The 23,532-nt window shown below is 50.4% G+C and carries 17 protein-coding genes; 6 read left to right on the top strand and 11 right to left on the bottom strand.

The annotated features are described in order from the left end of the window. The first annotated feature begins 13 nt into the window (after nucleotides 1–13). The 3 genes from A8O25_RS05350 (at nucleotide 14) to A8O25_RS05340 (ending at nucleotide 3,920) form a co-directional block, all read left to right on the top strand. Nucleotides 14–919, top strand: coding sequence for a glycerophosphodiester phosphodiesterase (locus A8O25_RS05350; protein ID WP_066831838.1), 906 nt, complete (start codon nucleotides 14–16; stop codon nucleotides 917–919). Between the two features lie 88 nt (nucleotides 920–1,007). After that, entirely contained in the window at nucleotides 1,008–1,700 is a 693-nt protein-coding gene (locus A8O25_RS05345; protein WP_066831837.1) for a GDSL-type esterase/lipase family protein, read from the top strand. A gap of 558 nt (nucleotides 1,701–2,258) precedes the next feature. Continuing rightward, nucleotides 2,259–3,920, top strand: a complete 1,662-nt coding sequence (locus A8O25_RS05340; RefSeq protein ID WP_206598654.1) for a beta-N-acetylhexosaminidase — start codon at nucleotides 2,259–2,261, stop codon at nucleotides 3,918–3,920. 142 nt (nucleotides 3,921–4,062) lie between these two features. On the opposite strand, the gene sucD is transcribed toward A8O25_RS05340, so the two are convergent. After that, nucleotides 4,063–4,953, bottom strand: coding sequence for a succinate--CoA ligase subunit alpha (gene sucD, locus A8O25_RS05335; protein WP_066831833.1), 891 nt, complete (start codon nucleotides 4,951–4,953; stop codon nucleotides 4,063–4,065). Between the two features lie 249 nt (nucleotides 4,954–5,202). Here sucD and uvsE point away from each other — a divergent pair, with 249 nt between their 5' ends. After that, on the top strand, nucleotides 5,203–6,096 hold the full coding sequence (gene uvsE / locus A8O25_RS05330) for a UV DNA damage repair endonuclease UvsE (RefSeq protein ID WP_066832009.1): 894 nt from the start codon (nucleotides 5,203–5,205) through the stop codon (nucleotides 6,094–6,096). Between the two features lie 612 nt (nucleotides 6,097–6,708). Next, a complete protein-coding gene (locus tag A8O25_RS05325; RefSeq protein WP_082893468.1) occupies nucleotides 6,709–7,719 on the top strand; it encodes a DUF6929 family protein in 1,011 nt (336 codons plus the stop codon). 219 nt (nucleotides 7,720–7,938) lie between these two features. Here the strand turns inward: A8O25_RS05325 and A8O25_RS05320 are convergent, their stop codons facing one another. The 10 genes from A8O25_RS05320 to A8O25_RS05275 form a co-directional block, all read right to left on the bottom strand. Further along, a complete protein-coding gene (locus tag A8O25_RS05320; RefSeq protein WP_066831831.1) occupies nucleotides 7,939–8,367 on the bottom strand; it encodes a T9SS type A sorting domain-containing protein in 429 nt (142 codons plus the stop codon). A 90-nt stretch (nucleotides 8,368–8,457) separates the two neighbouring features. Then, nucleotides 8,458–9,168, bottom strand: coding sequence for an SGNH/GDSL hydrolase family protein (locus tag A8O25_RS05315; RefSeq protein WP_082893467.1), 711 nt, complete (start codon nucleotides 9,166–9,168; stop codon nucleotides 8,458–8,460). Nucleotides 9,169–9,309: 141 nt separating this feature from the next. Then, nucleotides 9,310–10,695 (bottom strand): lysophospholipid acyltransferase family protein, encoded by a 1,386-nt coding sequence (locus tag A8O25_RS05310; protein WP_066831829.1) that lies wholly within the window; start codon nucleotides 10,693–10,695, stop codon nucleotides 9,310–9,312. A 288-nt stretch (nucleotides 10,696–10,983) separates the two neighbouring features. Next, complete coding sequence (locus tag A8O25_RS05305; protein ID WP_066832000.1) at nucleotides 10,984–11,712, bottom strand: Dph6-related ATP pyrophosphatase; 729 nt, start codon at nucleotides 11,710–11,712, stop codon at nucleotides 10,984–10,986. A 446-nt stretch (nucleotides 11,713–12,158) separates the two neighbouring features. After that, the gene (locus tag A8O25_RS05300) at nucleotides 12,159–12,698 is read right to left on the bottom strand and encodes a DUF4843 domain-containing protein (RefSeq protein ID WP_161947700.1); all 540 of its coding nucleotides are present in this window, start codon (nucleotides 12,696–12,698) and stop codon (nucleotides 12,159–12,161) included. Nucleotides 12,699–12,702: 4 nt separating this feature from the next. Beyond that, complete coding sequence (locus A8O25_RS05295; RefSeq protein ID WP_066831825.1) at nucleotides 12,703–14,226, bottom strand: RagB/SusD family nutrient uptake outer membrane protein; 1,524 nt, start codon at nucleotides 14,224–14,226, stop codon at nucleotides 12,703–12,705. An 11-nt stretch (nucleotides 14,227–14,237) separates the two neighbouring features. Next, the gene (locus tag A8O25_RS05290; RefSeq protein WP_066831823.1) at nucleotides 14,238–17,267 is read right to left on the bottom strand and encodes a SusC/RagA family TonB-linked outer membrane protein; all 3,030 of its coding nucleotides are present in this window, start codon (nucleotides 17,265–17,267) and stop codon (nucleotides 14,238–14,240) included. A gap of 338 nt (nucleotides 17,268–17,605) precedes the next feature. After that, nucleotides 17,606–18,709, bottom strand: a complete 1,104-nt coding sequence (locus A8O25_RS05285) for a DUF6588 family protein (RefSeq protein ID WP_153042601.1) — start codon at nucleotides 18,707–18,709, stop codon at nucleotides 17,606–17,608. A gap of 149 nt (nucleotides 18,710–18,858) precedes the next feature. After that, nucleotides 18,859–19,614, bottom strand: a complete 756-nt coding sequence (locus tag A8O25_RS05280; protein WP_066831998.1) for a sulfite exporter TauE/SafE family protein — start codon at nucleotides 19,612–19,614, stop codon at nucleotides 18,859–18,861. A gap of 117 nt (nucleotides 19,615–19,731) precedes the next feature. Next, on the bottom strand, nucleotides 19,732–22,302 hold the full coding sequence (locus A8O25_RS05275; RefSeq protein WP_082893465.1) for a lamin tail domain-containing protein: 2,571 nt from the start codon (nucleotides 22,300–22,302) through the stop codon (nucleotides 19,732–19,734). A 170-nt stretch (nucleotides 22,303–22,472) separates the two neighbouring features. On the opposite strand from A8O25_RS05275, the gene A8O25_RS05270 reads away from it, so the two are divergent. Continuing rightward, on the top strand, nucleotides 22,473–23,462 hold the full coding sequence (locus A8O25_RS05270) for an aspartate-semialdehyde dehydrogenase (protein ID WP_066831819.1): 990 nt from the start codon (nucleotides 22,473–22,475) through the stop codon (nucleotides 23,460–23,462). Nucleotides 23,463–23,532 lie beyond the last annotated feature (70 nt).

Genomic DNA, 23,532 nt, shown 5'->3' with positions numbered 1-23,532 from the left:
TCTTGAGCACACCATGAACAAAACATTTTCTGCCCTCTTACTCAGTGCCACCTTGTTGGCCGGTTGCAAAAGCTCTCAATCTGTGACCCAGAACTTACCGCCGTTGCCGACTTTCGGCACCGAAGGCCACCGCGGCGCCCGCGGCTTATTCCCGGAGAACTCTATCCCGGCCATGCGCAAAGCCCTTGACTTGGGCGTGACCACCCTGGAGATGGACTGCCACATCACCAAAGACGGCCAGGTGGTGGTAACGCATGACCCGCACATCAATCCGGCGTATGCCCGCACGCCTAAAGGCGAAGACATACCCAAGGAAGACGCCAAAAAGTACGTGGTCTACCAGATGAATTATGACCAGGTGCGGGCGTTCGAACTGGGGACTAAAGCGTACTCCCTTTTTCCGGAGCAACAGCTGGTGAAAACCTATATTCCGCGGTTAGCGGAGCTGATTGACTCAGTACAGAATTACCTGAAAGCCACGGGTAAACCGCAGGTGTTTTACAACATTGAGACCAAATCAAAAGCCACGGGAGACAACAAACTACACCCGGCCCCAGAGGCCTTTGTGAAGGCGCTCATGCAAGTGATTGAAGACAAGAAAATTACCCCGTACGTGATCATTCAGTCATTTGACCCACGCACGTTGCAGGTGCTGCACCAGAAACACCCGCAGGTGCGCACGTCTTTGCTCATTGATAACCAAAAGTCTGTAGAAGAGAACATCAAAGACCTGGGCTTCACGCCGGTGGTGTACAGTCCGCACCGCAAGCTGGTAACCGCCGAGCTGGTGAAGCAATGCCATGCCCTGGGCATGAAAGTGATTCCCTGGACGGCGAATACGCCGGAAGACATTGCCCGCATGAAAGCGTTGGGCGTTGATGGCATCATTTCTGATTACCCTAACCTGTTTTTCCAGTAGTAGCAAAGTTTTCTGTTTTCGGGCTGTTTTTCTGAAAACAGCCCGAAAACAGAAATTCATATTCATTTCTCTCACGCAAACAAAATATATGAAACTGAAACGCACTTTCCTTTCCGCGCTGTGCGCGCTCTTGCTGGGTTTTCAGGCCCAGGCCCAAACCACTGCTGCCAAGTGGGACAGCACCTACCGCCCAGCGGCCTATGAGCTGAAGGTGGCCCAATTCAAGTCATACCCAAACGCGGCCAATGACATTGTGTTTTTGGGCAACAGCATTACCGCCAACACTGACTGGGCTGAGCTGCTGGGTATGTCTAACGTGAAAAACCGCGGCATCTCGGGGGACATCACGTTTGGCGTGCTGGAGCGCCTGGACGAAGTCATTGAAGGCAAACCCGCCAAAGTGTTCATCCTGATTGGCATCAATGACATCTCGCGCAACATTCCGGACCACGTAATTACCGCCAACCACCGCAAAATGGTGGCGCGCATCAAAGCCGGTTCACCCAAGACCAGGATTTACTTCCAGACGCTCATGCCGGTGAACAATACCTTTGACAAGTTCAAGAACCACTACAACAAAGACGAGCATATTGCCGCCGTGAACCAAGGCATTAAAGACCTGGCCAAGAAAGAGAAGATTGAGGTGATTGACTTACACCCGCACTTCCTGGACAGTGACAAGCGTCTGGTCAAAGAATACACCCATGACGGCCTGCACCTGACCGTGGCCGGCTACCAGAAGTGGGCCGACGTGTTGAAAAAAGGTAATTACCTTAAGTAGAAACGTCACCCTCGTTGTGCTTTAGAGAAGCCGTGGACACTTTTCCTGTCGTACCAAGGCAGAATGGTGTGCTATCATTCCATTAGCTCCGTTCTGCTATTCGGGATTTGCAATCCCGAATCTGGTATCCTGCGGATTTGCAATCCGCGGTGCGTGCTGTTCAAAAGCGCAGGCACGGGGATTGCAAATCCCCGAAGTACCTGCTTCCGGATTAGAAATCCGGAAGAGCGTTTTAGGAGAGATGGAGAACATTGAGCCTTCGCTTTTTCTACTCAAGCAGCCAATTCCCCTCCTGGGAGAGGCAGGGGTGGGTTTCACTTTTGAGAGGTGAAAACCGCAACTTGGATTTCGCAATTCCAATGAGAAGTTTTTCTGTTTTCGGTGTTTTTCTCAAAACAGCCCGAAAACAGAAATTTGTTTTTCCCTGGAGCTTCCGCTGTTCACTTGTTTCTCTTTTTGCCCAACTCATCAATTATTTGGTAAATTAGGCACAGTGCTTTCACCGCCAGTTACTTAAATTGAATATTGAAAAAGAACTACCAAACTATGCAACAAACCTTGTCTAAATTTTTCCTCCTGCTCACGGCTTGCTTGGTGCTGGCCGGGGCCGCGTACGCCCAGGACGCCAGCCGGTACGCCATCATTCCCAAGCCGGTGAAACTCACCCCCGCCAAAGGCCACTTTAAACTGAATGCCAAGACTCAGATTGTACTAGGTTCTTCTGCGCCAGACCTGAAAACCGCCACAGATTTTCTGGTGAACCTGGTAGAAAATTCAGCCGGTTACAAGCTAAACTACAGCGCTGGCGCGAAGAAAAACACCATCACCTTTGCCCTGGACAATAGCATTACCAATGACGAAGGCTACAAACTGGAGGTGACCAAGAAAGAAATCAAGGTGACGTCTAAGACAGCCAAAGGCGCTTTTCTGGCCATCCAGACGCTGCGCCAGCTCATGCCTGCCGCCATTGAGCAAAAGAACGCTGGTCTGAAGAAAATAGAGGTGCCCGCTGTTTCTATTGAAGACGCGCCGCGCTTTGCCTACCGGGGCATGATGCTGGACGTGGCCCGCCATTTCCAGCCCATTGACTTCGTGAAACGCTACATAGACTTGCTGGCCTTTTACAAAATCAACACCTTCCATTTCCACCTTACTGAAGACCAGGGCTGGCGCATTGAAATCAAGAAATACCCTAAACTGCAGGAGATTGCCGCCTGGCGGAACGAGACCCTGGTGGGCCACTCCCGCGACAAAGAGAAGAAATATGACGGCAAGCGCCACGGCGGCTACTACACCCAGGAAGAACTCAAAGACCTGGTAAAATACGCCCAGGACCGATTCATTACCGTCATTCCTGAGATTGAAATGCCCGGCCACTCCCGCGCCGCGCTGGCCGCTTACCCGGAGCTGGGCTGCAAAGACAGCACCTACACCGTAGCCACCACGTGGGGCGTTTTCAAAGACATTTACTGCCCCAATGAGAACACCTTCACGTTCCTGGAAGACGTCCTGACCGAGGTGATGGCTATTTTCCCCAGCAAGTACATTCACATTGGCGGCGATGAGGCGCCCAAAGACGCCTGGAAAAAGTCAGCGTATGCGCAAGGGCTTATCTCCTACCACGGGCTCAAAGACGAGCACGGGCTGCAGAGTTACTTTATCAGGCGCATGGAGAAATTCCTGAACTCCAAAGGCCGCGCCATTATTGGTTGGGACGAAATTCTGGAGGGTGGTCTGGCTCCCAACGCCACCGTTATGAGCTGGCGCGGTGAGAAAGGCGGCATTGCCGCGGCCAAAGAACGCCATGATGTGATTATGACCCCCAACTCGCACCTGTACTTTGACCACTACCAGACCAAAGAAGGCCGCAAGGCCGAACCGCTGGCCATTGGCGGCTTCTCTTCGCTGGAGAAAGTGTACTCGTACAATCCGGTGCCGGCGGTGCTCACCCCAGACGAGGCCAAGCATGTGCTGGGCGTACAAGCCAACCTCTGGACCGAATACATCCCCACCAAGGAGCACGTGGAGCACATGGCGTTCCCGCGCGCCTGCGCCCTGGCCGAGGTAGCCTGGACACCGGTAGCAGCCAAAGATTACGCTGACTTCACCCAGAGGCTGGGGCAGAACCTGAAGCACCTAGACGCTCTGCAGGTCAACTACTCCACCTATCACCAAAACCAACCAGCCGCTGCCTCAGTGAGCCAGGCCAATTCTAAGTAAAGTGCCAATGGCCAAAGCAACACGTTTGGCATACCGTCACGTCTAGGTTCTGTTTTGGGGCTGTTTTCTCAAAAACAGCCCCAAAACAGAAAAGGCTGTCCTTTGCAGGACAGCCTTTTTTTATATCTGATTGATATTGTGCTTATGCGTTGGCAGCTTCGCCTTTCAGCACACGTACCATGGTCTCGCCAATTTCAGCGGGAGAATCCACTACGTGAATGCCGTTCTCGCGCATGATGCGCATTTTAGCGGCGGCAGTGTCATCGGCACCGCCAATGATGGCACCGGCGTGGCCCATTCTGCGTCCGGCCGGAGCAGTCTGGCCCGCAATGAAACCAACCACTGGTTTTTTGTTACCGGTTGACCTGATGTACTCCGCGGCAACGGCCTCATAGTTCCCGCCAATCTCACCAATCATCACAATGGCATCGGTCTCTGGGTCTTCCATTAACAGCTCCACCGCATTTTTGGTAGGCGTGCCAATGATGGGGTCACCCCCAATCCCAATAGCGGTAGAAATACCCAAACCGGCTTTCACAATCTGGTCGGCGGCCTCATAGGTCAACGTACCGGATTTAGACACAATCCCGATTCTACCGGGCTTGAACACGAAACCGGGCATAATGCCTACTTTGGCTTCGCCTGGCGTGATCACACCTGGGCAGTTGGGGCCAATCAAGGTCACCGGCTTGTTTTTGATGTAGTTCTTAGCGGCTACCATGTCTTTCACCGGAATTCCCTCGGTGATGGCCACAATCACTTCAATCCCGGCATCGGCGGCTTCCATGATGGCATCAGCGGCAAATGCGGGTGGCACGAAAATGATGGACACGTTGGCGCCTGCTTTCTGTACGGCCTCGGCCACGGTGTTGAATACCGGACGGTCTAAGTGGGTAGAGCCCCCTTTGCCCGGGGTTACGCCACCTACCACGTTGGTGCCATACTCAATCATCTGCTGTGCGTGGAAAGAACCCTCTGAGCCGGTAAAGCCCTGCACAATCACTTTGGAATCTTTATTTACTAAAACACTCATGTGTAGTGGATTATGTGAAAGATGTACGCTCTCTGTTAAACTGTACGCAAAAATAGGCTTTTTTGCCGCGCTTGCAAACGGAGAATTTGAGATATAGCCCGGGTTCACCCATTTCTGTTTTTGGCCTGTTTTTAGAAAAACAGCAAAAACACCATTCCCCCGGCGCAGAACCCATCTTCTCCCCCGCCGTTTACTAACCAGAAACATCTGCCCGTGGGCAATGGTTACCTGTACGTAAACCTCTGGAACATGAAGATTGGATACCCTTGCGTGAATGAGTCATTGGACTGCAGCTCGTCTGGCACGTTCCGGCTGGCCTCGTATTCTGAAGAACGGCTGGTAGAAACGGTAGAGAAGAACCTGGCCTGCCTGCGCCGTATTCTGGAGTACAACCTGGAGCACGGGTTCCTGTTCTTCCGGATGAGCTCTGGGCTGGTGCCGTTTGCCAGCCATGCCGTGAACACCTACAACTGGCAGGAACATTTCAAGCTAACCTTCAGGCGGCTGGGCGATTTCATAAAGAAGCACGGCATGCGCATCTCTATGCACCCAGACCAGTTTGTGGTGCTCAACTCGCCAGACGAGCGCATTGTGCGCAGCAGTATAGCCGAACTGGTCTACCAGGGCAGCGTCATGGATCTGATGGGGCTGGACGCCACGGCCAAGCTGCAGATTCACGCCGGTGGCGTGTACGGCGACAAACCCGCGGCCCTAAAACGCTTTATTCACACCTACCAAAACCTATTGCCCGAAGAAGTGAAAGCCCGCCTGGTGGTGGAAAACGATGACCGCCTCTACAGCCTGCGTGATTGCCTGGAACTGCACGGCGAAACCGGTATCCCCATTCTGTTTGACAATTTTCACCATGAGTGCCTGAACCAAGGCGAACCCATGGCCGATGCCCTGCAACTGGCCGCCGGCACCTGGCACCTTGAGACAGACGGTGTACTCATGATGGACTACAGTTCCCAATCTATGGGTGAGCGCAAGGGCAAGCACACCACCAGCCTAGATACAGATTTGTTCCGGGAGTTTCTCACCCACCTCAAGGGTCTGGACGTGGACATTATGCTGGAAATTAAAGACAAGGAAGCCAGCTGCCTCAGGGCGCGGCAGGTGCTGGAAGAACTGGCACTGGTATAATCCTGTTTCCGGGCTGTTTTTCAGAAAACAGACCCAAAACAGAAACTTTCTCCGCCGCCACTGAGAAACTCATTTAAGGGCATAGTTGGTGTCTTTTCATATAGAAACTGTCTTTTAAGAGCTTGTTTACATTTGTCTTTCGCGCTGCAAACAGGTAACAAAAGTACCTGATCTCGCGGTTGCCTCGCCCCATGGCGCTGGTATGCCGCTCTAAAAACGCAACCGAAGAATCCTTTGCCCCCGGTTTTCGCCTGCAAAAGCAAACTGTAAACTGCCTAAAGGGAGTGAGGCCAACTTGCTTTTCTGTTTTAGGGCCGTTTTTCAGAAAACAGACCTAAAACAGAAGACATTGACCGGGAAGCGGAACTCGTAAAGCAAAGCCAAGGCATTTGTGGGATCGCTTCTAAGCCCCAGGGCCAGGACAGGGTTGCCAGAGGTGTTTTTTGTTGCCAGAGGTGTTTTTTGCTACCGTCATAGCAGTTGCATGGCAAGAAATCTCCGCAACAGCTACGCAGTTTTTTCGGACGGCACGTAAGATAAACAGTAGCCTTGTTCGGCCATTCACAAACTTTTAACTACCGCTGTCTTTCCGGCGGCTGCGTAACACTAGAGATGAAGAAGCTTAACGTACTCTTTTCAGCCCTGTCCCTGTCTATGACTGCCATCACCGCCTGCCAATCCCCCTCAGAGTCATCTGCCCCTGCCCCGTCTGCGGTGATCACCAGAAAGATGGAGCTCAAGGGCATACCGTCAGCGTCTGGCATTGAGCGGGTAGGCAACCGGTTCTACGTGATTGGCGACGACTCGCCGTACCTTTTCTGCCTGAACGCGCAGTATGAAATTATACAGAAAACGGCGTTACTCGCGTCTAGCGCCCTGCAGAACGGCCGTATCCCCAAGCCGGTCAAGCCTGACCTGGAGGCAATTACCTCCCTTACCCTGGAAGGCCAGCCGTACCTGCTGGTGCTTGGCTCCGGCTCCACTGACAAGCGCAACCACGCCTATCTGGTGCCTATTTCCAGCCAGGGGGCAGGCGCGCCCCAGGCTATTTCGCTCGCTAGCCTTTACAAAAGCCTGAGCACTGACACCGCGGTGGTAGGAGGGGCCTCCCTGAACATTGAAGGCGTGGCCGCCGATGAGGAATACCTGTACCTGCTGCACCGGTTTTCGCCCCAGGGGCACAACGCGGTGCTCATTTACATCATGGCCTCTGTCTCCCCGTTCCTGCAAGGCAGAGCCGCGGCCCCCAAACCGTACAAGGTGCAGACGTGGGCGCTGCCTGATCTGGAAAATATCAAAACCGGCTTCTCTGGGGTAGCCTCTGCCCTTGGCGGCAAACTGCTGTTCACGGCCTCTGCCGAAGAAACCCCCAACGCCGTGCTGGACGGGGAAGTGTACGGCAGCATGGTAGGCTGGCTCAACGTGTACCATACCTCTGCCTCACAGCCCTCCAGGCCCAGCCTGGTGAGCCCCATCACTGAGGCGAACGGTACTTCCTACAAAGGTAAAATTGAATCAATCAGTGTCCTGAAGAACACCTCAGACAGAAGTTTGACGGCGGTGGCGGTGGCAGACAGTGATGACGGCCTCTCTGATTTGATTGAGCTGGAATTCAACTGGTAAACCAACCACTTTACAAAATTCAAGCACATGCTCTGCATCATCAACTGGATAGGAGCTGACGTGTGAACCGGAAGCGCCCAGCAGACAGGCTGCCTCCCCCACCGGTTGAAAGTAAAAAAAACAGGCCTGTTTCTGTTCGTGAGCTCCTATCACCTGCAAAAAAGCATGGGTCTGTGCCGAAATATCCGCCACAGCCCCATGCTCATGCTTTCTTCCCTTCTATCTCAACTTCACCCGTACCTTCTTCCAATACACGGTGGTAGGGGTTTTCACTTCTACCAGGTAAATACCGGCCCTAAGTTTGCCAATGCTCATGGGCTCTGCCAGGGTATGGTCACCGGCTGCAATGGGTTTGGTAAACAGCACTTTGCCAGAGGCGTTGGTAAAATAAAGGGTGCCGGCTTCCTTCATTTCCTGCTGAAACGAAAGCATGAACGCGTCATCGTTCTTTTGAACCGGGTATAGATCCAGCCCAGAGAGGGTCTCCCGCCGCATGACCGGCGTCTCTTTGCCGGGGGCGGCCATGGCCACCATCCTACCCTGGAGCGGGGCGGCAACTTGTTTGGTTTGGGCCTGGGCGGGAACAAAAGCTAGTACAGCAAATCCGGCCATCAACACAACGCTTGCGTAGTTTTTTCTCAACTTCATAGTACTAACGGTATGGGTATAACATGTCTGCCACGGTGGCAAAAGCACCTATACATATTCCGTTCCAAAAATGAAGAAGCGGAGAAGAAGTTATTCGTTTACTATGGCTTTGGCCGAAGGCAGTGCCCGCTGCGCCCACTGGAGATACATTTTACTGCTGTAGTGCAGCTGGTCTGGGGCCAGCATGTCTGGAGACTGAAGCACCAGCAGCGACAGGTCATTCACATCTGCCACGGCCACCCCCTTGGCGGCAGCTTCGGCCTTGATCACGTCATTGAACGCTTTGACCTGCGCAGTGATTTGGGCACGGTTACGGCCAGCGGCAAACGGGGTGGCCCCCCAATCTGGAATGGTCAGCACCAGCACATTTTTAGGGTTCTTCTGCGCCAGGGTGGTGCTAATAGACAACAGAGTCTTGAATTCATTCTTGAACTCATCTAAACTGCGGCCCTGAAACTGGTTGTTCACCCCAATCTGAAGCGTCACCATGCCGTAGTCATTAGGGATGCTCACTGACCGTAGCCGCTTTAACAAATCAGCGGTAGTCCATCCAGATTCGGCAATCACCAGGGGTTCGCCCACCTCAATGTTTTCCTGGCTCAGGAGTTGGGAGAGTTGCGTGGTCCAGCGCCCATTAGGAGTTATTCCTTCGGCTTTGGTATAAGAGTCACCAAGTGCCAGAAATTTGGCAGAGGCGGGCAGCGGCGAGTTCAGCGCTTCATTTAATGGATCATCTGTGCTTTGGCACGAGGCAAAGGCGAGGGATACGAACAGGAGGAGGAAGTTGGAAAGCTGGCGCATCAGAAAAAAAAGTTAAATTCTTTGAAACCTATAGAAAAGCAACCTCGTAAAATGCCCTTCTTTTCTCGCCAACAGCTACCTTTCCGGAAATGTTCAATTTAACTATTTTTTTCTTTCTCCGGCAACAGTAGCGTAGCTGATTTACACGGGCCCTATTTTGGGGCTATTTTCAGAAAAAGAGGCCATAAACTCCCCCCGCGCGCCTTCCAGATCTGCCATGAGCTTCTGTCTTTGGGCTAGCAAGTGCTGCAAAACAACAGAGCGTTTATAGAACAATGTAAAAAAAATCCAATGCCTGCGTGCCACTTGAATACGGTGCCAGTAGTGCAGCACAAAAAAGCCGGTCAGGGGAAGCGCCACCAGATACGCTACCAGCTCCCAGCCAGAGAGCCCCCACCAGTGGTGCCCTCCCCACCCTACCAAGGCGTAGAACAGCGGAAAGGTGAATATGCCAATGCTCATCATCATGGGCGCGTGAAACTCAATATCTTTGGTGAGCGCACGTGCAATTTTGGCTGGCAGAATATACGGCAGGTAGTTGTGCACCAGCCCAAACAGGTAAACCGGCAAACCCAGCACCAGGTACACCAGCGTTTGCACGGTTCCCCATGCCACCCGGCTGGTTTTGGGGGTCGCTTTCAAAGCTTCGGGCTGCAGCCCAATACTTTTGAGGTGCTGCAGGTAATCGTTCAGTTCGGTACGCAGCTGGTGCACCCGCTCGGGCTGTCGCGCCTCAAAGTATTGAATGCTCTGCACAATGCCTTTGGTCACCAGAAATTTCTCCTCCGGCTCTGTGGGCGCCAGATCCAGCTCATCTACCAGTGTCTTCTGGTACACGGCCTCCACCTGGGCAGCCAGGGCATCTTCCTCATCGGTCTCAGTATGGATCACCAGTTCCTCCATGCGCTCCTTAAGCAGGTCAGTGAGGGTTTGGGCGGCTTTGAAGGCGTCTTGCTCATAGGCTTCCTGAAAGCTTTTTAGAACAATGGGCTCCCCTACTTTCACAAATACCTCGCTCCTGAACCGCGAACCTTCTTCATAGTTAATGCCCACCGGCACAATGCGCACCCCCAGGTTAAAGCCATGCTGGGCTTCGGCCCCCAGCCCAATGCGGGCAGTACCGGTTTTAATGGGCCGCAGGCGGCGCTGCATAAAGCTGTTGCCCTCCGGGAAAACCATTAAGGTTCCGCCGCCGCTCAGGAACTCATAGCACTTGGCAAAAGTGGCGTCATTCTGGGCTTTCACATTGCCCCCCACGTCTTCCCGGCGGTACACCGGGATCATGAACAGCCGGTGGAACAGCCAGGCTTGCCAGCCGGGTTTAAAGAAACTGCTCTTAGCCAGAAAGTAGATGTTCTGCTTCATGAGGCTGGCGGTGATTACCGGGTCCATGAATGTGTTGGGGTGGTTTGACACCACAATCACCGGTCCTTTGCCTGGCAGCAACTGTTTATTCTGCACGGCAATACGCCTGAAATAGATGCGCGACGCAGCCGTTAACAATACCCTGAGCAGGAAATACAGCATAGACTCTCCAATTAGCAGAGAAAGCTACGCATTTTTGGCCTGTTTTCAGAAAAACAGGCCAAAAACAGAAAAACAGGCGGGGCACCATGGCCCCTGCACCCGCCCGCGTTGCCTACGGGGTACGCCTTGGTTGTGCACCAGAAACCTCAGACAGCAGCTTCAGATCCACTTTTGCAAGTTGACTCAACTCTATTAGTCTGAGAATCTTTACCCTTTCAGGGGTGCCATACGGGCCTGGCATGGCTTTACAGCCACAAAAAACCGCTTTCTGTTTCACAATGCCGGCTCTTACCTCCTTTGCAAATCACAGAACCAGAAACCGGTATCATAGGAGGGCGGCGGCACCGAAACAAAACAATCATCTTGGTTAGAAACAGGGGCGTAGCTTTTGAATACCACCTCCCCCACCTGCACTGGCACCGGGTGCCGGAAGTTAGGCCCGTCATAGACAAACGAATGGAATTCGCCGTTTTCCCCGCAGGGATCTACACCCGCCGGAAGGTCTTTCACTAACCGTTCATCCAGTTCCCGACCCGCAAAAGAGGCGTCCAGGAGCTTCGCGTTCACACATACTACCTTGGCTTTGAACCCCGCCCGCCAGAACTCCTCCAGAATACTCTCAGGCTTTTCCTGCCACAGCGGAAACAACGCCGTCACTCCTACCGCCTGCAACTGCTCTTCGCGGTACTGCCGCAGGTCCTCCAGATAAATATCTCCAAATACGGCGTGCGTGATACCCTCTCCTTTCAATTGCTGCCACTCCTGCTGCATCTGCTGGTTGTACACGGGCATGCTGTTGTTCTCTGGCAGGTAAATCGGCCTCCAGGGCAGCCCCACCGCTCTGACCTGCGCCTGCATGAGCTCCTGACGCACACCGTGCATGGTGACCCGCTGGTGCGCCTGGCTCATCGTCGTCAACAGGCCGCACAGTTGGTACTGGTCTTGTTGCTGCACGCGGTGAAGCGCCAAGGCAGAATCTTTGCCGCCGCTCCAGTTGAAAATGGCTTTGGGTTTCATGGCAGCAAGGTACTGAAAAGCGGCCACTCCTGTTTTTGCTCTATTTTGGCTAAAACAGGCCGGAAAGAGGAAGTTGCGCCCTGCTTAGCACAACATAAATGGCATAATGCCTTTTCCCTCAGTCCAGATAGTTAGATAAGGTGATATATAACTTTTCTTAACTATCGGGCTAGAGACATGTTACATCATTGCTACCTCTTCTGCGGAAAATCATGTGTCAATTAAACAAACCACACACACCTGCTGCCCCAAAGTACTGAGGTAGAAGAAGTATTCTCTTCTGCTTACAGATAAATATTCCTTTGCGACTTCCTTCAACAACAAATTCACAAGCTATCTGATTCAAAATCAGCATTTTATTATATAATCAATAGTCAAGAATGCTTATTAACAAAAAAAAGGCTCTGAGAATATTCAGAGCCTTTTTTTATGCTTAAAATTTATTACTACTGCTGATTAATAGAAATCCCTATACGCTTATAATTTTCATTAGCTGGCAGGTTTTCATTCCCTACTAACTCTAAGACTAATCTTACAGCTGTAGTAGAAGAAACACCGGGATTTAGAATTGGAATAGAAACTTCACCAAAACTTGAATTTGCCGGTATAGTTACTTTTCCCGCAAGAGGGCTATAATGAGTACCCGCAACCGCAGTAGTCTCCTCAGCAACTATTTTGTAAGCAACCTCTGTCTGTTCAGGTCGGTGAGGCCCAACTAAATTAACCCTCAAAGTAATAGTTCCTGACGCTCTGGTTATAGCAGGATTTGAAGTAGAAACTAATTGACCATAATTAGGCCTCCTGGTTAATAACGTATAATTCTTTGCGACACCATCAACTACTGATTTAGCATTCCAGGTAGCCGCATCAAATTCTACCACACTCTTTTCATATATTATCTCATCATTTTCAATGCATGAAAATGAGAATAACGCCACAATGGCAACTAAAAGAAAATTTAATTTATTCATTCTCTTAAATGTCAAGTTTTTAATAACCAAAGTTCTGCTTAAAGTCAGGATTGCCATCTGTCTCAGATATTGGAATCGCTGGCAAAATCACATCATCTTCAAACAAAATAGTAGGCACACCTGGTTGGGCTGGTTTTACAATATTGAGCCCTTTTCTCTTAAGATCAAAGAACCGGTGACCTTCAAAAGCGAACTCAATTCTTCGCTGTAGCATAATTTCATTTTTGATGTCTTGTCCAGTGACAACAGCAATATCAATTGCAGGCAAGCCCCTACTTACTCTTAATGTGTTAACATCTTGAAGCGCCAAGCTATTATTATTGAGCTCAGCATAAGCCTCTGCCCTATTCAGGTACATTTCTGCAATCCTTAAAACTGGCACGTTATCCAAATTAACAGTTCCATTTTTACCAATGAACTTAGTTGTTTCAATATTCACAGTAGATCTACCGGTTCCTCCTGCTTCAAAAAGGCGGCCACGAATGTCGCTTGAATAGGTAGCTCCAGTGATTGTACCTGCTGCATTTCTCACAGGGGTTACCCCTAGTGCTGCTAACAATGGATCAGTTGGCACCAGATCACCAAACCCTACTGCTGACACCCTTGTACCTCTTATTGTCATAGTTGTAAATGTTGCTTGAAGGGATTCATTTACACCTATATTCTCATTAGTATTCCTGAATTCTACTTCAAATAAGGATTCTGGATTTACTGCAGTAGACCAGCCATTTAGGTAGTTACTTGTATTTAATAAAGTCCCTCCTCTTGCTGTGATAACTGCACTAGACATATCAATGACTTTATTCCAGTCTTTTCTGTAAAGTGCTACCCTTGAGAATAGTGCTTGCGCTGCTTGTTTTGAGGCAACATTAGGACGACTAGTTGCACCTAGGCTCCCTAGTTTATCAACTGCATCAGTTAGATCAGCATAAATTAGATCATAAACCTGATCTATTGACGCTCTTGTTGGCTTATAAGCGATCCCCCCTTCGGCAGTTCTTATTGCCGTTGTTATGATAGGAACCCCTCCTCTGTTTTTAGCCTCAACTATAGCACCAGGAATATATGCATATGCGCGCACTAGATCAAAATAATACAACGCCCTTAAAAATTTCACCTCCCCAGTCCAGGCTGTTTTCTCAGCCTCAGTAACAGTTGGGTCAGCCATGTTTGGGATTGCTTCTAGAACCAGATTAGCCCTATTTATTGCACTATAGCTATTGGCGTAATGCGTAAAATGTGAACCTCTTGCATTTCTAGCCTCAGTCACCAAACGCCCTGAGTGGTTTGTAGCTCTCCCATTATCTGAAAGTGCTTCAGGCAGAGTAATTAGTCTATTACCATAGTTTGTGGTGGACTTAAGCGGAGAGTAAATCCCCACAATCGCTGCTTTAAGATTATCTTTAGAGGCAGTCAAGGCACCTTCGGCATCTATGGACTGAGCGGGATCCTGATCAATTAGATCTTCACAGGAAACAAAAGAGAATGACATACTTGACGCAAGTGCTATCACTCCTAATTTATATAAAAATCTGTTCTTCATTTTAATAATAATTAAAAGCCTATTTGCAAGCCCACTGTTACATTTTTAGACTGAGGAACTATACCAGTTGCTTCACCGAAATATTCAGGGTCATACCCCAAATGATCATCATACGTGAACAAGTTGGTGCCTTGCACATACACGCGTCCAGACTTTAAGTGTACCTTAGACAACAGCCCTTCTGTGAAATTATACCCAAACTGGACTGTTTTCAATCTGATGTAATCTGTCTTACGGAATGTTCTGGTAGAACCTAATATGTGATTAGACCCCTGATCTTCAGCACCTGTGTAGTACGGTCTTGGAACATCTGTAATTTGCCCAGGTGTTGTCCATCTTCTATTGAAGATGTCAGTGAAAGCGTTCAGGTTTCTAGTACCATTCTCCAACAAAAAGTTCACCTGCCCATCAGATTGTCTTCTTCCATACTGATACTGGAACAAGAAATCCAAGTCAAATCCTTTGTAGGAAACTGTATTTGTCAAACCACCCGTATGTTTAGGGCGCGTGCTACCAATAATTCTTCTGTCAGTAGAAGCTGCTGGTTGATACGTTATATTACCATTTGCATCATGCCACATTGGGCGGCCAGTAGCTGGATTAACACCCGCATATGAATAAGACCAGATGGTACCAATGTCCTCACCTACACGCAAAGAAGGGTCAGAAGGCAGCACTTGCTGTCCACCATACAATTTAGTTACTTCATTGTGAATAAAAGTATAGTTAAAATTGGTTTTCCACTGGAAACCATTTAGATCTAGATTTACTGTATTCAATTCAAACTCAAGCCCCCTTTGCTCCAATGCCCCAACATTGACTCTAACTGATGAGTAACCAGAGGTAGTAGGCAGTGGTTGAGAGAATAACAGATCGTCATTGGTTTCAAAGAACCCACCAATTGTACCGGAAACCCTATTTGACAAGAAAGCAAAATCTATACCTAAATCAATCATTTCCCGCACTTCCCATTTCAAATCTGGATTAGGTAAGCCACTTGGCCCTATACCAGATGCACCGCCATATACACCCGCGCCGCTATACAAATACCGGGCATCAAAGTTACCTATACCATCACGCCCATTCCTTCCCCAGCTTGCTCTTAGCTTTAAGTTATTAACCCAGTCAAAGGATTCCATAAAGCTTTCCTCAGAAATATTCCATGCTGCTGCAATACCCGGGAATAGACCAAATCTGTTGTTAGCACCAAATCTAGAAGAACCGTCATACCGCAAGGTACCTTTAACAGAATATTTGCCATTAAATACGTATCCTAAGGTTCCAAACACAGCGGTACGCTTATAACCCGTTTGGAAACCACCTGTACTTACCGGGTTCGCTGCTGAGTTGATGTTTTGAAATTCAAAGGAAGGAAAGTTATCTGCTGAGGCAGAGAAACCTTCATTTTGGTCACTTCTGTATTCAAAACCCAATTGGGCATCTACTTTATGTACTTCTGCAAAGCGGGCACCATACGTCAATAACTGCACGGTTTGAAAATTGGTATTCCAATCAGACTGTTGTTGTGCTAAACCTCTTCTAGCAAAGCCATCTTGAGTTCTTGGGTCACGGTAAGAGAAACCTTGTGTCAAGTTGTAATCTAAGCTGTAAGAAGAACGGAAGTTTAATGATGGTAGAATTTTATATGCAAAAGCAAACGTACCTATCACCGCATTAGTTCTCTGAGTAGCCTCATTAAACTCATTCACAGCCAAAACATTTTGATTTAAAACACCTCTAAAGGAAGGTGTTGTACCTGGTAAACCATAATAAGTTCCATCTTCTTTTCTGAATGGGTTAGATGGCAATATCAAGCTTGCAGCGAAAGGCCCTCCCCCAATAGATGTTCCTGAAACAGTAAAAGGAGCATTTTGTAAAATGGTACTCAGATTCAGGTTTGTCTCAAAAGAAAGTTTATCCGTAGCATTATGGTTAACATTCATTCGTAACGTAGCCCTTTCAAAATCAGCTTTAGTAGCTATCGCTTCCTGCTTATTATAACCACCAGAGATATAGAATAGGGTTTTCTCATTCCCTCCACTGGCTGAAAGTTCATAATTCCTTACTTTTCCAGTACGAAAAACCTCACGCTGCCAATCATAGGTAGGTAGAGCAGAAATTTCTGTATCTGGGGCGGCGTCCGCAAGCCCAAAATCTCTACGAGCCAAAATTCTAGCATTTGCTAAGCTATATCCGTAGTTAGAATAAGCTTCTATTTTCTGGGTATAAAGTTGCTGTGTATTTAGCACATCAAAGTATTTAAGAGGCTCTGACACACCTCCATAAACATTTGCTGTAAATTTAGTCCTACCAGCCTTACCTCTCTTAGTAGTAATTATAACAACTCCATTAGCCGCCTGAGAACCATAAACAGCAGCCGTTGCTGCATCTTTAATTACTTCAATAGACTCTATATCATTGGTATTGATTGAAGCCAATGGATTTGACTGGGTAAATGAGGCACGATCTGACACGTTCAGCTGCACACCGTCAACAATATAAAGCGGAGTAGTACTAGCGTTGATAGATCCAACTCCACGAATCTGCACATTAATAGCTCCCCCTGGCAAACCGTTGGCTGATTGAACCACCACCCCGGCAGCTCTTCCTTGAAGGGCTTTGTCAAGCGAAGCTATTGGTTGATTTTCAAAAGAAGCACCTGATACTTGCGCAATTGAACCAGCCACTTCCCGCTTTTCCTGCACACCATAACCGGTTACAACAATCTCTGAGATTTGGCGGTTATCTGCCGCCAGGCGCACATTCACAGTTGACTGAGAACCAACTGCCACTTCTTGATTGGTATACCCTATAAAGGAGAACACCAGGGTTCCACCCGCAGATGGCACGTTGATAGAGTAGCTACCATTCACATCTGTTGGAGATGCGGTACTGGTACCTTTGAGTTGAACTGTCACACCAGGCATTCCCTCTCCTGATTGCGCGTCAGTCACTCGTCCTGTTACAGTTCGGTTCTGCGCCCACGCCTGCCCCACAAGCGCTAACACAAACACGAAGCTGAATAGTAAAGCTTTCTTCATTTGGTTTTAAGGTTTGTTTGTAGATAATTATTGTTAATAACCAAATATAAGCACCGGCTCAATATTAACAAAGTCTTAACATTTAATTTTTCACAGAACAAGCAACTTTATTCAGCCGACTACGTAACCCTTCATCCCGCTTCTATGACTTATTATTATTTTTAATAAAGTTTGTTTAGCTTATATTTAAAATATGACAACAATAATTAAATAACTTTACACTATTCACAAGACAGCAACTCTATACTTACACAATCACCAAATATCTCCACTCCCAAACAGGAAGAGCCCCCTGCTTATGTAAAGCAGGGGGCTCTTCTGTTTGGGAACCTAACTTTTTAATTCCAGCCGAAGCCTATCCCAGCCATAGCGGTAGAGTATTTTGCAAAAGTGTACTCTCCGTAGATTGAAAAGAACGCCAGTTTCAAACGCAGGCCAGCATTCAGCCCAAACTGACTGTCTTTCATGGAAACATCAATGGGCTCAGTGATATCTTCTACGTACCTTTGGTAAGGAGGCGTAGACCTGATAGAAGGAACCGGATACCTTCCCACCGCTGTCAAATCAGTCTGCACGTTGCTATACTTCATCCCGGCATAGCCGGTGATCACACTTAATGTTTTGGAGGCAACCAGACTGGCTGTCCAGGCTTTAGTGGTCAGTTCAATGCCCTGGCCATCATAGTAGCCCGGGGCGCTCTGCGCAGCAGAAGGGTTGTCAGCAGCCTCAGGGGTTACCTCTATGCCGCGGTAGGCACTTTTAAGATTGGTATAGCCGCCAAACACCGTTATGTCAAAACCAGGCACTTTGCTTAGTACCGGAATCCACTGTTTGATGCCGTGCTTCAAACCCACCCCCCAGAGGCCGGCCTCAAAATCATCAAATTTGGTATTCGGCACAAAGCGGACGGCAATCTCTGTGTCTTTGATAAGGCCTACGCTTAGCTGCGCAATAGGGAAAGGCAATATATCTATCCCAGAACCCGGAGGCGAGTTGAAACTGGCAACCTCCTGTTTTATTTCTACCCCGGCAGGTGTTCTTGTCTTGGCATAAATGGTCAATTCAGGGCCGTCTTCATCACGCCCGAAGAACGTGGGCGCAGTAGTGGACTTACCAGAAACCACTACCTGGTCACTCAGACCAAGGGTAGCCAGGTCAAAGGTCTTGGCTTCATCTGGGGCAAAGGTGGCCGTACCAAAAATACGGATGTCAAAGCGGCCCAACCCCATGGCTTTGCCTGAGTTGAACCAGCCTCCGTTCAGGCTGTGGCCCAAAGCCTTCCCCACAGGATCTGCATAGGCTTTGATTAACTTGTTGGCATCGCTCTGGTTAGCCCTGATAAAATCACCCACCTCATCCTGCGCCTGCGCAGAGGGCAAGGCTAGAAAAAGCCCCACCACGGGTAGAGCCCATAACACTTTTTTAAGTAGAGATTTTCTCATTCTGATTTTTTGTTGTCTGTCTTAATTAAATTTCTCAACATGCTAACTTCTGTATAAATCAGAAACTTTCAAACAGGCGGCAAAAGAATACTCACAATTGAGTAGCTGTTTTAGGCCTGTTTTCCCAAAAACAGGCCTAAAACAGCGCATTATGAAAACGTATCATAGGCAAACTTGAGAATAATGGCCGCCACCACCACCAGAAACAGCTTTCTCACAAACCCAGAGCCTTTCGCCAACGCAATACGGGTCCCCACCATGGAGCCCAAGACACTGCTCACGGCCATGGGAATTCCAATATGGTACAGGATGTACCCTTTGTACCCAAAATAGAGCAACGCCGAAAGATTGGTGGCCACATTCACCACTTTGGCAGAGGCCGAAGCCGCCAGAAAGTTAAACCCGAAAACGCCTACAAAAATGAACATGAGAAAACTACCGGTACCGGGGCCAAAGAAACCGTCATAGAACCCAATCACCAGCCCTACTGCCACCCCGTACCACAGCTCCTTGCCGGGCGGGAGCTTGGGGGAGTGAATCGCCCCGAAGTCTTTCCGAAAAAAGGTGTAAACAGCCACCGAGATCAGAAGAACCAGAATCAGGGGCCGCAGCAGGTCGGCGTCAAAGTGGCTGAGGGCGCGGGCCCCCAGAAAGGAGAAGACAAAGGCGGTTACCGCGGCCGGCAGCAGGGCGCGCCAGTTAATCTCCACGTTGCGCGCGTACCGCCACATAGAAACGGTAGTGCCGGCTATGCTGGAAAGCTTACCGGTACCAAAGACCGTGGGAATAGGCACGTGGGGCAGAAACACAAAAAGGGCGGGCAGTTGAATGAGGCCTCCCCCACCTACAACAGAATCAATCAAACCTGCCAAGAAGGCAAACAGGCACAGGTACACAATCTCCACGGCGCAAATATTAACCCAGAGCGGGCGGTTAGGCCACAAAGATTCTGAAAAGGAAAGGTGATTTCAAACAGCCCCAAGCGCAGCTTTCTGTTTTTGGCCTGTTTTTCTGAAAACAGGTCAAAAACGGCCACCCACCACGGCGGTTTCTTTCAGCACCTCCCTGCCTCCCTGCAGGTTGAACAGCTCCACCAGCACCACATAGTACCCAACAGCAGCTTTGCCCCCGGTGTCAGTGAGGCCGTCCCACTGCAGCAGCGTTTCTGCGCCCAGCAAAGTATTGCCCGCCAGTTTCCGCACCAGCCTGCCGTGGGCATCAAAAATGGTAACGGTAGCGGCAAAACCGGGCTGCGGAAGGTTAAACTGCAGCAGAAGGGCATCATCCTGCCCGTCACCGTCTGGGGTGAACGTCTTGGGGGTAAGGGTCAACTTGCCCGTAGCGGCAACACGTTGGGCTTGCGAGTTCTCATAACCGGGAGTGGCGCCTACTGGCGTGGCCGCCGAATGGAAATTTGCCGCAACCGAGGGGCCGGTGACCGAGATACGCTCCAACGAAACCCCTTCGGCATCACTGATCAGCCTGAAGTGCTGGGAACTTTGGTAGCCCACCTCATCTGCCACGGCTCTGTCTGGCAACAGGAGCACCACCGTACCGGCGGCATCTGGATAAGACGGGAGCGATCCCATTCCCCAGAACCTCTCTGCGTTCCCGGCCGGGTATTCCCGCAGCAGGACTTCGGGCGAAGAAGTCAGCACCAGGTACTGCCCCGGCTCCAGCAACAGCGGCTGGGCCGTGATCACCCGCTCATTTGCCACACCCCCAGCCTCCCTGTTGGCCAGCCGCCAGTTCTGCAGGCTTACCACCTTGCCGCTTCTGTTTACCAGCTCCACAAAATCAACGCCACCCGTTCTGGGGTTAAACAGGATCTCATTCACTACCACATCACCTGCCTGCGCTGACGCCGGCAAGACCACCACCCTTTGCTGCCCGGCAACTGCCCGGTTCCCAGCACAGTCCCGCAGGCCCTGCACCGTCACCACATATCTGCTGCCGGGCTGCAAAGGGGTGGCCAGGGTTAGCTCAACCTCAGAGAGAGAAGCCCCTGTTACCTGAACCCTGCTTACCGCACCCCCCGGCGAGACGGCATATTTGCTCACCTCTGCCGCATCCAGGCTGTCTAACGGCTCATCAAACTGCAACCAAATCTTTTCAGGCCCGGTGGCGAAGGCCTGCAGTAACACGGGCGCGGCGGCATCTGTCTGCCGGAGGGAGTTAGGCTGCCCCGGTGTGCCGCCCCGCGGGTTCTCAGAGGCTTTCCATTGGGAGGCACCAGTGCAGAGGCTGTTCACCTGCATCAGTTCCAAAGACCAGCCGCCCTCCCGCTTAGCCGCCTCCCGGTACCAGGAGGAGGTGTAGCGCACCAGATCAATTAACTGCCCGGCGGCATCAAACAACTCCACATCATCACCGCTGTCATTGAGCGATGGAAATATGTTCAACCCCACCACCGAACCGAAGGGTTTGTACAGGGAAGTGTCAGCTGCAGCACATATTATTATATAGGTTTCCGGTTTCAGCAGATAGGCCGGAAACGTGCCGGCGTTGGCCGTGGCATCTGAGTATTTCCACCCCTGCAGGTTAAAGGTCTTGTTGCTGCGGTTGTAAATCTCAATGAACTCGGCAGCAGGCAAATCCTGTAAGGGATTTATATCGGCGTAGATCTCTGTAATGACCACATCGCCTTTGGCGGCGGGCGGGGCAAACGCAAAAGAACCGGTAAGATTTTGGGCAATATTCCCTTCAGTATCTACCGCCCGCAGCACCTCCAGCACGTTGTTCCCTGTTGCAAACTCTTCATCAAAGCGCAACCGCACGTGCTGCGGCGTTGCCTGCTGCCACACAACCGCAGCTGGCGTTCGGTTACCGTTCAACCGGTAGTTGGCCAGATTTCTGGCCTCAGACTCCCTGAGCGGCTCAGAAAACGTAAGCAGCAGCGCCTGGCTGCCTTCTGGCACCACTGAGATGAAAGAGGGGGCCGCAACGTCTCTCACCATGAAATCATCAAAAAAGAACTTCTGCGCGTTGGCCTGTGAGTACCTGAACACCACTCCGGCGTACGCCGAAGTGGTATACCTGCTATCCTGCACCGTGCCCTGCAGAACATAGTTTTGCCGGGTACCGGTTACATCCAGCTCCAGCCTCCATTCATGGGTAGCGGTTCTGGTGACCCGCACCCAGAATCTGTTGTCTGAGGCGGCAATAGTTTTGTCAGGGCCATTTATGATTTTGGTGACGGTGCTGCCGTCTTTGCGAAACAGGCTCACCTCATCTTCTGTGCCGCCCATGCGCACAAAATAGCCACGCACGCTTCCTTTCAGCTCGGGGCCGTCAGCTGTCAGGTGCACTTCAGCGTAGTTTCCAGAGGAAGTGGCCAGTGCCAGCTGCACGTAATATTCCCACTGCACGCCCACCGCCAGTTGATTAGCCGTGGCCAACTGCAAAGTGGTGCCCGTCACGGCCGGACCTTTGCTCTGGAGCTGCCGCGCCGCGTTCACCTGAAAAAGGGGGATATCCCCCACCCAGGCAGGGTTTTGGGTGAAGTCCCCGTCAGAGAAAGACTCCTGCACCTGCGCCCGCAGTTGACAAATTCCTGCTATTCCTATAAGAATTATGAGAAAGAGTGACCTCATCTCCTAGATCTACTTTAATTATTGTAAAAAGTTGGTTTCCTTTGCGGAGGCGGCTCCCGCGTTTTTGGCCTGATTTTCAGAAAATAGCGCCAAAACAGAGATTGGCAAGCATTGGCAGCAACCGCCTGTTTACCTCAATAGAACTGTTAATTATCTAGATACACCCTTACATGAAAGTAGCTGTAGTAGGCGCCACCGGGTTAGTGGGTGGCGAAATGCTGAAAGTACTGGCGGAGCGTAACTTCCCGGTAGACGAGTTGTTGTTAGTGGCCTCTGAGAAGTCAGTGGGCCAGAAGATGAGCTTTAAAGGCAAGGAATACACGGTGGTGAGCATGGCAGACGCCATTGCCCAGAAGCCCCAGATTGCCATTTTCTCGGCTGGCGGAAGCGTGAGCAAGGAGATGGCCCCTAAGTTTGCCGAGGCCGGCACCACCGTGGTGGACAATTCCTCTGCCTGGCGCATGGACCCTACCAAGAAGCTGGTGGTTCCGGAGATCAACGCCAAAGAGCTGACCAAGGAAGACAAGATCATCGCCAACCCCAACTGCTCCACCATACAGATGGTGGTGGCCCTGAACCTGCTGCACCAGGCGCTCAAGATCAAGCGCATAGTGGTGAGCACCTATCAGTCTGTAACGGGTACGGGCAAAAAGGCCGTGGACCAGCTCATGAATGAGCGCGCCGGCAAAGAGGGCGAGAAAGCCTATGCCTACCAGATTGACCTGAACGTGATCCCGCACATTGACGTCTTTGAGGCCAACGGCTACACCAAAGAAGAAATGAAGATGGTCAATGAGACCAAGAAAATCATGGGCGATGACTCTATCAAGGTAACCGCTACCACCGTGCGCATTCCCGTGGTAGGCGGTCACTCTGAGTCTGTGAACGTAGAGTTTGAGAAGGATTTCACCCTGGAGGACGTGTACCGTCTTCTGCAGGAAACCCCAGGCGTGGTGGTAGTAGATGATGTGGCCAACCTGCAGTACCCCATGCCCAAAGATGCCCACGGCAAAGACGAAGTGCTGGTAGGCAGAATCAGGAGAGACGAAACCCAGGAGAGAACCTTGAATATGTGGATCGTGGCCGACAACCTGCGTAAGGGCGCCGCCACCAACGCCGTTCAGATTGCCGAATACCTGGTGCAAAACGAACTGGTATAGCAGCGCGTATCTTCTGTTTTCTGTTCTCAACATTGTCCAAAATCAGCCAGGTTTAAACTTCAAAACCCCA

Origin of the sequence: Rufibacter ruber, assembly GCF_001647275.1 — a bacterium.
Classification (GTDB): Bacteria; Bacteroidota; Bacteroidia; order Cytophagales; family Hymenobacteraceae; genus Nibribacter; species Nibribacter ruber_C.
This window is presented reverse-complemented; position numbering and strand designations above follow the sequence as displayed.